Source organism: Streptomyces sp. CB02009 (genome assembly GCF_001905825.1).
In the GTDB taxonomy this organism is placed as follows: domain Bacteria; phylum Actinomycetota; class Actinomycetes; order Streptomycetales; family Streptomycetaceae; genus Streptomyces.
In genome coordinates this window covers 223478-236175 of sequence record NZ_LIVV01000007.1, presented here as the reverse complement: position 1 = coordinate 236175, position 12698 = coordinate 223478, and the positions used below count along the sequence as shown (strand labels likewise).

Genomic DNA, 12698 nt, shown 5'->3' with positions numbered 1-12698 from the left:
AAGCGCTTAGACAACAGGGCCCGCACACCGGAGGAGTCGCACCGTGCGCCGTACCGTATTCAACGAGGACCACGAGGCGTTCCGGGAGACCATCCGCGCCTTCATCGAGGCCGAGGTCGTCCCGGTCTACGACGAATGGTTCGCGGCCGGCCAGGCGCCGCGCGAGTTCTACGACAAGCTCGGCGAGCTGGGCGTCTTCGGCATCAACGTGCCCGAGGAGTTCGGCGGCGCGGGCCTGGACACCCACAAGTTCGAGGCCGTCCTCTACGAGGAGACCTCGCGCGCGGGCGTGCAGTTCGGCGGCTCCGGTGTCCACGTGCTGCTCGCCCTGCCGTACATCAAGATGCTCGCCACCGGCGACCAGAAGAAGCGCTACCTGCCGAAGTTCGTCACCGGCGAGGAGATGTGGGCCCTCGCGATGACCGAGCCGGGCACCGGCTCCGACGTCGCGGGCATGAAGACCACCGCCAAGCTCTCCGAGGACGGCACGCACTACGTCCTCAACGGCTCCAAGACCTTCATCACCGGTGGCGTCCACGCCGACCGCGTGATCGTCTGCGCCCGCACCTCCGCCCCGACGGCCGAGGACCGCCGCTTCGGCATCTCCCTCTTCGCCGTGGACACGAAGTCCGAGGGCTACTCCATCGGCCGCAAGCTGGACAAGCTGGGCCTGCGCACCTCCGACACCGCCGAGCTGGCGTTCGTCGACGTGAAGGTGCCGGTCGAGGACCTCCTCGGCGAGGAGGGCAAGGGCTTCTCCTACCTCGGCCACAACCTGGCCTCCGAGCGCTGGGGCATCGCCTTCGGCGCCTACGCGCAGGCCAAGGCCGCCGTGCGCTTCGCCAAGGAGTACGTGCAGGACCGCACCGTCTTCGGCAAGCCGGTCGCGCACTTCCAGAACACCAAGTTCGAGCTGGCCGCCTGCCAGGCCGAGGTCGACGCCGCCGAGGCCGTGGCCGACCGCGCCCTGGAGGCCCTGGACGCGGGCGAGCTGTCCCCGGCCGAGGCCGCGAGCGCCAAGCTCTTCTGCACCGAGGTCGCGCACCGCGTCATCGACCGCTGCCTTCAGCTGCACGGCGGCTACGGCTACATGAACGAGTACCCGATCGCGCGCCTGTACGCGGACAACCGCGTCAACCGCATCTACGGCGGCACCAGCGAGATCATGAAGTCGATCATCGCCAAGTCGATGGGCCTGTAAGTGCCCCACGCCCCCACGGCGCTGGATGGCCTGCTCGATCTGCTCGACCTGGAGCGGATCGAGCGGGACATCTTCCGGGGCGAGTCCCGCTCCGCGCTCGTCCCCCGCGTCTTCGGCGGCCAGGTGGCCGCCCAGGCCCTGGTGGCGGCCGGCCGGACCGTACCCGAGGACCGCCCGGCGCACTCGCTCCACGCGTACTTCCTGCGCCCCGGCGACCCGGGCGCGCCGATCGTGTACACGGTCGACCGGATCCGCGACGGGCGCTCCTTCACCACCCGGCGGGTCGTCGCCGTCCAGCACGGGCAGCCGATCTTCCACCTCTCGGCGTCGTTCCAGACGTACGAGGAGGGGCTCGACCACCAGGCGGACATGCCGGCCGCGCCGGACCCGGAGTCGCTGCCCACGCCGGCCGAGATGCTGCCCCGCCACCTCCCCCGCGAGGTCGCGGACCGGCTGATCGAGGCCCGGGCGGCCGTCGACCTCCGCTACGCCGAGGTCCCGCCGTGGGGCTCGGTCGGCGCACCGCGCGAGCCGCGCTCGCAGGTCTGGTTCCGCACCAACGGCAAGCTGGCCGACGACCCCCTGCTCCACGTCGTCCTCGCCACCTATGTCTCCGACATGACGCTGCTCGACTCCGTCCTGCTCGCGCACGGGCGGGGCGGCTGGGCCGTCGGGGACGTCGTCGGGGCGTCCCTGGACCACGCGATGTGGTTCCACCGGCCCTTCCGGGCCGACGAATGGCTCCTGTACGACCAGGAGTCGCCGACCGCGTCCGGCGGACGCGGCCTGGGCCAGGCCCGGATCTACACGCAGGACGGCAGGCTCGCGATCTCGGTCATCCAGGAGGGTGTCGTTCGCGTTCCCCGCAGCTGACCGGACATAACGTCCGGTCCATGGCGGAACAGGGCGAGAGCACGTTCACGGTGATCGTGGCGGCGGTGGCGAATCTGGGGATCGCCGCCGCCAAGGCAGTCGCCGGTATCGTCAGCGGATCCAGCGCGATGCTGTCGGAGGCCGCCCACTCGGTAGCCGACACCGTCACCGAGGTCATGCTGCTCACCGCGCTGAAGCGGAGCGAGAAGCCGGCCGACGAGGACCATCCGGTGGGCTACGCGGGCGAGCGGTACGTCTGGGCGCTGCTCGCGGCCGTGGCGACCTTCGTCGGCGGCGCGGTCTTCTCGGTCTACGACGGCGTCCACACCCTCACCCACGGCGAGGAGGTGGGCGACCCGCTGATCTCCTACATCGTGCTGGCCGTCGCCTTCGTCCTGGAGGGCTACTCGCTCAGGACCGGCGTCCGGCAGATGCGGGCCGAGGCGGAGCGGTCCCGGATCCCGTTCGCCCGATACCTCCGCCTCACCCCGGACACCACGGTGAAGGCGGTGGTGATGGAGGACTCCGCCGCCCTGGCCGGCCTGATGCTGGCGGCCGGCGGCCTCCTCGGCGTCCAGATCACCGGCTCCAGCGTCTGGGACGGCGTCGCCTCGATCCTCATCGGCGCCCTGCTCGTGTACGTGGCCTGGGTGCTGGGCCGCTCCAACGCCGAACTCCTCATCGGCCGGCCGCTCCCGAAGCGGGTGCGGGTCGAGATCCGCGAGGAGCTGCTCTCCGTCCCGCACATCGTGGACGTCCTCGACCTGACGACGCTCATCCAGGGGCCCGGCGAGGTGCTGATCGCGGCGAAGGTCGACTTCCGGGACGTGGCGTCCGCGGCGCAGGTCGAGTGGGCGTGCGAGGACGCCGAGTCCCAGCTCCGGGAGCGCTTCCCGTCGATCCGCCGCGTGTACCTGGACCCGACACCGGGCGTGGAGCAGCGCCGGGAGCGGCGGCCCTCCGATCCGGGCCCGATCTGACGAAATCGATCTTCTTTCCGAATTCCGTACAACCTTGCACGGCTGCCGCGGGTCCAGTGGTTGTGGCGTAGGAACGCCCCAACCACAGCTCGGAGGAAGCCTCTTGAAGTACCTCAGCCCGGCCGGTCGGAACGTCGCGGTCGCCGTCGCCGTCACCCTCGCCGTGACGGCCGGGACCGCCATGGCCGGCACCCCTGCCCTCGCGGCCCCCGGCGCCGCCGCCGCCGTCGCGGCGGAGCAGCAGACGGGGCCCTTCGCGCTCGCCTCCGGCGAGGCGCTGTACGGCGCCGGTTCCACGGGCTTCGTGACCTTCGTCCAGTCCCACGGCGGCGTGGGCACCACCTGGCAGTGGCGCCGGTCCGCGGACGGGGCCGCGACCACCCTGCCCAAGGGCGCCCCCGACTTCGCCAACCCCACGGCGGCCACGGACAGCGACCTCGTCGCGGTGCAGACGGGGGTGAGCAGCTACCGGCTCCTGGACATGGCGGGCGGCGCGCCCGTCGACATCGACACCGGCGCCGTCGGTGAGAGGGGGGAACTCTGGGAGGTCGCGAGGGACACCCTCGTGCTGGTCCGCGACGGCCACAGCCTCCATCTCGTCTCCAAGCCCGGGAGCTCCGTCGTGCACCGCCAGGTGCAGGGCCTGCCCGCGGACGCGGAGATCCGGGACCTCAGGTACTCCCCCTCCGGCGCGCTCCTCGTCCGGTACAAGGTCTCCGACGGGGAGCACCTGGCCGTCGTCGACCTCGCGGAGGCGAAGGTCGTCGAGGACCGGGCCGTGCCCCGGATCTACCACTCGTCCGAGATCGCGGTCTCGGCCACCCACCTGGCGTGGGCCGAGAGCAACGCCGACGGCTCCGTCACCCTGGTGACGGCCCTCCGGGGTGCGGCGGGGACGACGCGGCACACCACCTTCGAGACCGACGGCGGCTACTACGTTCCGGTCTCCCTGCTCGGGGAGTGGGTCGTCTTCGGCCTGTCCGGCAAGGACCTGTCGGCCGTCTCCCTCGAGGACGGCACGACCACCGGTCTCCTCGGAGACCTGCAGGGGGTGTCGGCATCCGGCGACGACCTGCTGGCGCGGGGCAGCACCGCGGAGCACGGCCAGGGCCTGTACCGGATCGCCCTCGATGCCGACGGCCGGCCCGCCGTGACCCAGGTGGCGACCGACGGCGTGCGGACGCCCGTCTCGGTCGTGGACGAGCAGGTGCCCGCCACCGCCGGCTTCGGCACGGCCGGGTCCACGGCGGAGCTGCGCTGGAAGCTCAACCGGGGCGACGTGAAGGTGAACGTCAAGCTGACGCACAAGGCGACGGGCAGGACCTGGACGGCCGTCAAGGACCTCCTGGGGACGGCCACCGAGGCCGCCTTCCCCTGGGACGGGACCTTCGCGAACGGAACCGCCGCGTACAACGGCGCCTACGCGTGGGAGGTGAACGTCGCGCCGCTCAACGGCATCGGCGGTTCGGTCACGCGGAACGGCACCCTCCAGGTCGACAGCGGCACCGCCCCGCACGACTACTCCGACAGCGGCTCCCCGGACCTGCTCGTCCGTGAGGGGTCGGGCCGCCTCGCCTCGTACGACGTCCGGCAGCTCGCCTCCGCTCCGGAGGCCACGCCCGAGCGGACCGAGCGGGGTGGCGGCTGGTCCGTGTACGACCGGCTGCTGTCCGCCGGGAACCTCGACGCGTCCCCGTACGCCGACCTCCTCGCCCGCGACGGCCAGGGCGTCCTGTGGCTCTACTCGGGCACGGGACAGTCCCTCGCGCCGCGGGTCCGGGTCGGCGCCGGCTGGGGCATCTACACGACGTTCGCGGCGGGCTCCGACCTGACCGGCGACGGCCGCCCCGACCTCGTCGCCACCGACACGGCGGGGGTGCTGTGGCTGTACAAGGCCACCGGCGACGCCGCCAAGCCGTTCGAGGCGCGCGTCCGCGTCGGCGGCGGGTGGAACACGTACGACCTGCTCACCGCCCCGGGCGACATCGGCGGTGCGAAGTCCGGTGACCTCCTGGCCCGCGACAAGGACGGCGTGCTGTGGCTGTACCTCGGCAAGGGCGACGGCACGTTCGCGGCCCGCAGCAAGGTCGGCGCCGGGTGGAACGGCTTCCGCGCCGTCGTCAACATCGGCGACGTGGACCGGGACGGCCGGGCGGACCTGGTCGCGGAGCGCGGCTCCGGCGACGTGTCGACGCTGACCGTCTACAAGGGCACCGGCGACTGGAAGGCCCCGTTCGGGGCCGGTGCGGCGCTGGGCGGCGGCCCTCTGGCCCACGGCAACGGCCCGGTCGTGTTCTGATCCCCCGCCGCAGGGGGAAGGCACCCCGACACGGAACGCCCCGCGCCGTCTCGGCGCGGGGCGTTCCCGTCTTCCCGGTCCCGGTCCCGGTCCCGCGCCCCGGTCCGGGGCGTGGGGCGCGGGGCCCGGGGCGCGTCAGGCGAGGCCCGCCGCGTTCAGCGTGTACGCCGTCATCGGCTCGTAGAAGCGCGGGTCGAGGACGTGGTCGTCCAGCGGGATCGTGACCTGCATCGTGCCCTCGGCCTCGCCGATGAAGAGGGCGGGGTCGTTGCAGTCGGCGTAGCCGACGGAGTCGATGCCCCGCTGGCCCGCCCGTCCGGCCCAGCCGTGGTCGGCGATCACCAGGTCGGGGCGTCCGTCCTCGCCGAGCGCGTCGAGGATCGCGTTCATCGGCTCCGGGGAGTGGGTGTGCCAGAGGCTCGCGCCCCGCTCGAAGACGGCGACGTCGGCGAACTGCACGACGTACCCCTCGTCGGCGACGAGGCCCCCGGGGATCTTCACGATGTCGCAGCCCTGGGCGCGCAGCCCGGCCGCGACGCGGCTGTGCACGTCGATCAGCGCGCCGGGGTGGCCGGTGGCGAAGAGGACCCGCTCCTTGCCGGCGGCGGCCTTGCGCAGCCGGTCGGCCATCCGGTCCAGGCCGTCCACGGTGAGCTCGGGGTCGATGGTGTCCTGGCCGGTGCGGTGGGCCGGGTCGTCGACGACGCCGCAGCGCTCGGCCATCACGGCGAGCACGTCCTGCTCGTCGGTCCAGCGGTCGCCGAGCTCCAGGCCGAGCCAGTAGTGCCGGTCGCCGTTGGCGAGCTTGCGGTAGTGGGAGAGGTTGTTGTCGCGCGGGGTGGCGACGTCTCCCGCGATCCGGGTGCGGACGAGGTGCTCGACAAGGGCGGGGCGGCTGAGTATCGGCATGGGGCTCATTCTGGACGACGGCCCGCCGTTGTGGGCAATCGTTCCGTCCCGTGGACCCGCCCGGGGCGGGGCGCCGCTCAGCCTTCGAGCGCCCCGAAGGCCCCGTGGGCCAGGCGCCGGAGGAGGTCCTCCATCGGCCGGCGCCCCACCGCGTCGAGGTGGGGTGTCGAGTTGAGCAGGCCGAAGACCGCGTGGACCGCCGTCCGCGACTCGGACTCCGCCGCGTCCGGGTAGAGCTCCCGCACCACCGCCACCCACAGCTCCACGTACTGCCGCTGGAGCTGCCGGACCCGCTTGCGGTCCTCGTCCTTGAGGCGGTCCAGCTCGCGGTCGTGGAGGGTGATCAGCGGCCGGTCGTCGAGGGCGAAGTCGATGTGGCCGTCGATGAGGGCGCCGAGCAGGGCCTCGGGGTCCCCGGTGGTCTCGCCGACCCGCAGCCGGCCGCCGTCGAGGAGCCGCTCGCTGATGCCGACGAGGAGCTCGGCGAGCATCGCGTCCTTGCCGGGGAAGTGGCGGTAGAGGCCGGGGCCGCTGATGCCGACGGCGGCTCCTATCTCGTCCACGCCCACGCCGTGGAAGCCGCGCTCGGCGAAGAGGCGGGCGGCCTCCTTGAGGATCTGCTGGCGCCGCGTCGGGGCGTCGGTCCTGCCGGTGGCGGTCCGGGTCGTGGCGGGGGTCGTGGTCATGGATTCGATTCTAGACAACCCGGTTAGCGGTCGTTAACCTGAACGCCATACGTTAACGCTCATTAACCGAGCAAGGGAGCTCGAGGGATGCAGCAGGCACCTGTGCTGGCGAGTGCGGCGGATCCCGCCTCGCCGGCCTGGCAGGCGAACGAGGCGGCGCACCACGAGCTGGCGGCCGTCCTGCGTGCCAAGCTCGCGGCGGCGGCGCTGGGCGGCGGTGAGAAGTCCCGGGCCCGGCACACCGCGCGCGGCAAGCTGCTGCCGAGGGACCGGGTGGACACCCTCCTCGACCCCGGTTCACCCTTCCTGGAGCTGGCGCCGCTCGCGGCGAACGGGATGTACGGCGACGCGGCCCCGGCGGCCGGGGTCATCGCGGGCATCGGCCGGGTCTCGGGCCGCGAGTGCGTGATCGTCGCCAACGACGCGACCGTCAAGGGCGGCACGTACTACCCGATGACGGTGAAGAAGCACCTCCGGGCCCAGGAGGTGGCGCTGGAGAACCGTCTCCCCTGCCTCTACCTGGTCGACTCGGGCGGCGCGTTCCTGCCGATGCAGGACGAGGTCTTCCCCGACCGGGAGCACTTCGGCCGGATCTTCTACAACCAGGCCCGGATGTCCGGCGCGGGCATCCCGCAGATCGCGGCGGTCCTGGGTTCGTGCACGGCCGGCGGCGCGTACGTGCCGGCGATGAGCGACGAGGCCGTGATCGTACGGAACCAGGGCACGATCTTCCTCGGCGGTCCGCCGCTGGTGAAGGCGGCGACCGGTGAGGTCGTGACGGCGGAGGAGCTGGGCGGCGGCGAGGTCCACTCGCGGATCTCCGGTGTCACCGACCACCTCGCCGAGGACGACGCCCACGCGCTGCGGATCGTGCGGAACATCGTCGCGACGCTGCCCGAGCGCGGCCCGCTGCCGTGGTCGGTCGAGCCGGTCGAGGAGCCGAAGGTGGATCCGGCCGGGCTGTACGGCGCGGTGCCGGTGGACTCCCGTACCCCGTACGACGTGCGCGAGGTCATCGCCCGGGTCGTGGACGGCTCCCGCTTCCAGGAGTTCAAGTCCGAGTACGGGCAGACGCTGATCACCGGCTTCGCCCGGATCCACGGGCACCCGGTCGGCATCGTCGCCAACAACGGCATCCTGTTCGCCGAGTCGGCCCAGAAGGGCGCGCACTTCATCGAGCTGTGCGACCAGCGCGGCATCCCGCTGGTCTTCCTGCAGAACATCACCGGGTTCATGGTCGGCAAGGCGTACGAGCACGGCGGCATCGCCAAGCACGGCGCCAAGATGGTGACGGCCGTGGCCACCACCCGGGTCCCGAAGCTGACGGTCGTCGTCGGCGGTTCGTACGGCGCGGGCAACTACTCGATGTGCGGCCGGGCGTACTCGCCGCGCTTCCTGTGGATGTGGCCGAACGCCAAGATCTCGGTCATGGGCGGCGAGCAGGCCGCGTCCGTCCTCGCCACCGTCAAGCGCGACCAGCTCGGCGACGGGTGGAGCGCGGAGGACGAGGAGGCCTTCAAGGCCCCGATCCGCGAGCAGTACGAGACCCAGGGCAGCGCCTACTACGCGAGCGCCCGGCTCTGGGACGACGGGGTCATCGACCCGATGGAGACCCGGCAGGTCCTCGGCCTCGCCCTGACCGCCTGTGCCAACGCGCCCCTGGGAGACCCCCAGTTCGGCGTCTTCCGGATGTGAGGGTGTGAGGACGTCCATGTTCGACACAGTGCTCGTCGCGAACCGCGGCGAGATCGCGGTCCGGGTCATCCGCACGCTGCGGGCGCTCGGCGTGCGCGCGGTCGCGGTGTACAGCGACGCGGACGCCGACGCCCGGCACGTCCGGGAGGCGGACACGGCGGTACGGATCGGACCGCCGCCGGCCTCGGAGTCGTACCTGTCGGTGGCGGCGCTGCTCGACGCGGCCCGCCGGACCGGCGCGCAGGCGGTGCACCCCGGCTACGGCTTCCTCGCGGAGAACGCGGGGTTCGCGCAGGCCTGCGCGGACGCGGGGCTCGTCTTCATCGGCCCGCCCGCCGCGGCCATCTCCCTGATGGGCGACAAGATCACGGCGAAGGAGACGGTGAAGGCGGCGGGTGTCCCCGTCGTCCCCGGCGCGGCCGACCCCGAACTGGAGGCCGCGGCGCGCGAGCTGGGCGCACCGGTGCTGCTCAAGCCGAGCGCGGGCGGCGGCGGCAAGGGCATGCGGCTGGTCCGCGACCTGTCGACGCTGACGGAGGAGATCGCGTCCGCGCGGCGCGAGGCCCGTGCCTCCTTCGGTGACGACACGCTGCTGGTGGAGCGGTGGATCGACCGGCCCCGGCACATCGAGATCCAGGTCCTGGCGGACGCCCACGGGAACGTGGTCCACCTGGGCGAGCGCGAGTGCTCGCTCCAGCGCCGCCACCAGAAGATCATCGAGGAGGCGCCGAGCGTCCTGCTGACCCCGGAGATCCGGGCGTCGATGGGCGCGGCGGCGGTCGAGGCGGCGCGCTCCTGCGGGTATGTGGGCGCGGGCACGGTCGAGTTCATCGTCCCGGGCGGCGACCCGTCCTCGTACTACTTCATGGAGATGAACACCCGCCTCCAGGTCGAGCACCCGGTCACCGAACTGATCACGGGCATCGACCTGGTGGAGTGGCAGCTGCGGGTGGCGGCGGGCGAGCCGCTGCCCTTCGCGCAGGAGGACATCACCCTCACGGGCTGGGCGATCGAGGCGCGGATCTGCGCGGAGGACCCCTCCCGGGGCTTCCTGCCCTCCGGCGGCACGGTGCTGGCCCTGAACGAGCCGGCGGGCGAAGGGGTCCGGACCGACTCGGGCCTCTCGGAGGGCACGGAGGTCTCGTCCCTCTACGACCCGATGCTGTCGAAGGTCATCGTCCACGCCGAGGACCGCCCGACGGCGCTGCGCCGGCTGCGCGCGGCCCTGGCGGACACGGTGACCCTGGGCGTCCCGACGAACGCGGGCTTCCTGCGCCGGCTCCTGGCCCACCCGGACGTCGTCTCCGGCGCCCTGGACACGGGCCTGGTGGAGCGGGACGCGGAGAGCCTGGTCCCGGCGGGCGTCCCGGAGGAGGTGTACGCGGCGGCGGCGGCCGTCCGGCTCGCCGGGCTGGCTCCGGCTTCCGGGGGCGGCTGGACCGACCCGTTCTCGGTGCCGAGCGGCTGGCGCCTGGGCGGCAGCCCGGCCCCGCTGCCCTTCCCCGTGCGGGCGGCGGGACTCGAAGCCGTGACGGCCGAGGCGCCGGCCGGCGCCCGGGTCACGGAGTCCTCGGTGGCGGTCACGGTGGACGGCGTCGTCCACCGCTTCCACCGGGCCGGCGACTGGCTGGGCCGCGACGGCGACTCCTGGCACGTGAGGGACCACGATCCCGTCGCCGCCGCGCTCTCCGGCGCCCGGCACGGGGGTGCCGACACGCTCGCCGCTCCCATGCCGGGGACCGTGACCGTCGTCAAGGTGGCCGTCGGCGACGAGGTCGAGGCCGGGCAGAGTCTGCTGGTCGTCGAGGCGATGAAGATGGAGCACGTCATCTCCGCCCCGCACGCCGGCACCGTCACCGAGCTGGACGTCATGCCCGGTTCGACCGTCGCCATGGACCAGATCCTGGCCGTGGTGGCGCCCCGCGAGGAGGAGACCGCATGACCGCCGCAGGACTGCCCATGGCCGTGCCCGATCCGGCGCTGCCGGCCCGGGTGCGGATCCACGAGGTCGGCGCGCGCGACGGGCTGCAGAACGAGAAGGGCGCCGTCCCGACGGATGTGAAGGCGGAGTTCATCCGGCGGCTCGCCGCCGCCGGGCTGTCCACCGTCGAGGCGACCAGCTTCGTGCACCCCAAGTGGGTGCCCCAGCTGGCCGACGCGGAGGACCTGTTCCCGCTGGTCCGCGATCTGCCGGTCCGGCTCCCGGTGCTCGTGCCGAACGAGCGCGGCCTCGACCGCGCCCTGGCGCTCGGGGCACGCGAGGTGGCGGTGTTCGCCTCGGCGACCGAGTCCTTCGCGAAGGCCAACCTGAACCGGACCGTGGACGAGGCGCTCGCGATGTTCGCGCCGACGGTCACCCGGGCCATAGAGGCCGGGCTCAAGGTCCGCGGCTATCTGTCGATGTGCTTCGGCGACCCCTGGGAGGGCGCCGTCCCGATCGAGCAGGTGGTCCGCGTCACCAAGGCCCTCGCGGAGATGGGCTGCGACGAGCTGAGCCTCGGGGACACGATCGGCGTGGCCACCCCCGGCCACGTCCAGGCGCTGCTGACCGCGCTGCACGAGGCGGGCGTCCCGACCTCCCGCCTGGCCGTGCACTTCCACGACACCTACGGCCAGGCCCTCTCCAACACGCTCGCCGCGCTCCGCCACGGAGTGACCACGGTCGACGCCTCCGCCGGCGGCCTCGGCGGCTGCCCGTACGCGAAGAGCGCGACCGGCAATCTCGCCACCGAGGATCTCGTGTGGATGCTCGACGGTCTCGGCATCGAGACCGGGGTCGATCTGGCCGCCCTCACCGCCACGAGCGTGTGGATGGCCGAACAGCTGGGCCGTCCCAGCCCCTCCCGTACCGTCCGCGCCCTCTCCCACAAGGAGTGACGTCCCCCATGTCTCTCGACCACCGGCTCTCCGCCGAGCACGAGGAACTCCGCCGTACCGTCGAGGCGTTCGCGCACGATGTCGTGGCGCCGAAGATCGGCGACTACTACGAGCGGCACGAGTTCCCGTACGAGATCGTCCGCGAGATGGGCCGTATGGGCCTGTTCGGGCTGCCGTTCCCCGAGGAGTACGGCGGTATGGGCGGTGACTATCTGGCGCTGGGGATCGCGCTGGAGGAGCTGGCCCGGGTGGACTCCTCGGTGGCGATCACGCTGGAGGCGGGGGTGTCGCTCGGTGCGATGCCCGTCTACCTCTTCGGCACGGACGAGCAGAAGCGGGAGTGGCTGCCGCGGCTGTGCGCGGGTGAGGTACTGGGTGCGTTCGGTCTGACGGAGCCGGGCGCCGGTTCGGACGCGGGCGGCACGCGGACGACGGCGGTGCGCGACGGCGACCACTGGGTGATCAACGGTTCGAAGTGCTTCATCACCAACTCCGGTACGGACATCACGGGTCTGGTGACGGTCACGGCGGTGACGGGCCGCAAGCCCGACGGCCGTCCGCTGATCTCCTCCATCATCGTGCCGTCCGGGACTCCCGGGTTCACTGTGGCCGCGCCGTATTCGAAGGTGGGCTGGAACGCGTCGGACACGCGTGAGCTGTCGTTCGACGACGTGCGGGTCCCGGTGGAGAACCTGCTGGGCGAGGAGGGGCGCGGGTACGCGCAGTTCCTGCGGATCCTGGACGAGGGCCGGGTGGCGATCGCGGCGCTGGCGACGGGTCTGGCGCAGGGCTGTGTCGACGAGTCGGTGAAGTACGCGAAGGAACGTCACGCCTTCGGCCGGCCGATCGGTGACAACCAGGCCATCCAGTTCAAGATCGCCGACATGGAGATGCGGGCGCACATGGCGCGGATCGGCTGGCGGGACGCGGCCTCGCGGCTGGTGCTCGGCGAGACGTTCAAGAAGGAGGCGGCGATCGCGAAGCTGTACTCCTCGACGGTGGCTGTGGACAACGCCCGTGAGGCGACCCAGATCCACGGCGGCTACGGCTTCATGAACGAGTACCCGGTGGCCCGGATGTGGCGCGACTCCAAGATCCTGGAGATCGGCGAGGGCACCAGCGAGGTCCAGCGCATGCTGATCGCGAGGGAGTTGGGCCTCCAGGGCTGACCCGGCCCG

At 72.5% G+C, this 12698-nt stretch carries 10 protein-coding genes; 8 read left to right on the top strand and 2 right to left on the bottom strand.

Annotation, left to right across the window (positions count from 1 at the left end):
- The first annotated feature begins 43 nt into the window (after positions 1 to 43).
- The 4 genes from AMK27_RS27850 to AMK27_RS27835 all read left to right on the top strand — a co-directional run bounded on the left by AMK27_RS27850 (position 44) and on the right by AMK27_RS27835 (position 5353).
- On the top strand, positions 44 to 1201 hold the full coding sequence (locus AMK27_RS27850) for an acyl-CoA dehydrogenase family protein (protein ID WP_073913672.1): 1158 nt from the start codon (positions 44 to 46) through the stop codon (positions 1199 to 1201).
- The gene (locus AMK27_RS27845; RefSeq protein WP_073913669.1) at positions 1202 to 2074 is read left to right on the top strand and encodes an acyl-CoA thioesterase; all 873 of its coding nucleotides are present in this window, start codon (positions 1202 to 1204) and stop codon (positions 2072 to 2074) included. It begins immediately after the preceding gene.
- Positions 2075 to 2094: 20 nt separating this feature from the next.
- Positions 2095 to 3054 (top strand): cation diffusion facilitator family transporter, encoded by a 960-nt coding sequence (locus AMK27_RS27840; protein ID WP_073913666.1) that lies wholly within the window; start codon positions 2095 to 2097, stop codon positions 3052 to 3054.
- A gap of 103 nt (positions 3055 to 3157) precedes the next feature.
- Positions 3158 to 5353, top strand: a complete 2196-nt coding sequence (locus AMK27_RS27835; protein WP_073913663.1) for an FG-GAP repeat domain-containing protein — start codon at positions 3158 to 3160, stop codon at positions 5351 to 5353.
- Positions 5354 to 5488: 135 nt separating this feature from the next.
- Here AMK27_RS27835 and AMK27_RS27830 read toward each other — a convergent pair whose 3' ends face one another.
- Positions 5489 to 6262, bottom strand: coding sequence for a phosphatase (locus AMK27_RS27830; RefSeq protein WP_073913660.1), 774 nt, complete (start codon positions 6260 to 6262; stop codon positions 5489 to 5491).
- Positions 6263 to 6339: 77 nt separating this feature from the next.
- A complete protein-coding gene (locus AMK27_RS27825) occupies positions 6340 to 6948 on the bottom strand; it encodes an SACE_7040 family transcriptional regulator (RefSeq protein ID WP_073913657.1) in 609 nt (202 codons plus the stop codon).
- 87 nt (positions 6949 to 7035) lie between these two features.
- Here AMK27_RS27825 and AMK27_RS27820 point away from each other — a divergent pair, with 87 nt between their 5' ends.
- From AMK27_RS27820 to AMK27_RS27805, 4 genes are read left to right on the top strand one after another with little or no spacing between them, the layout of a single operon-like run.
- On the top strand, positions 7036 to 8643 hold the full coding sequence (locus AMK27_RS27820; RefSeq protein ID WP_073913654.1) for a carboxyl transferase domain-containing protein: 1608 nt from the start codon (positions 7036 to 7038) through the stop codon (positions 8641 to 8643).
- Positions 8644 to 8659: 16 nt separating this feature from the next.
- Complete coding sequence (locus AMK27_RS27815; protein ID WP_073913651.1) at positions 8660 to 10585, top strand: ATP-binding protein; 1926 nt, start codon at positions 8660 to 8662, stop codon at positions 10583 to 10585.
- Entirely contained in the window at positions 10582 to 11520 is a 939-nt protein-coding gene (locus AMK27_RS27810) for a hydroxymethylglutaryl-CoA lyase (RefSeq protein WP_073913648.1), read from the top strand. Before AMK27_RS27815 ends, AMK27_RS27810 begins: the two co-directional genes overlap by 4 nt.
- Positions 11521 to 11528: 8 nt before the next feature.
- Positions 11529 to 12689: an acyl-CoA dehydrogenase family protein gene (locus AMK27_RS27805; RefSeq protein WP_073913645.1), complete on the top strand. Its 1161-nt coding sequence runs from the start codon at positions 11529 to 11531 to the stop codon at positions 12687 to 12689.
- Positions 12690 to 12698: the final 9 nt, after the last annotated feature.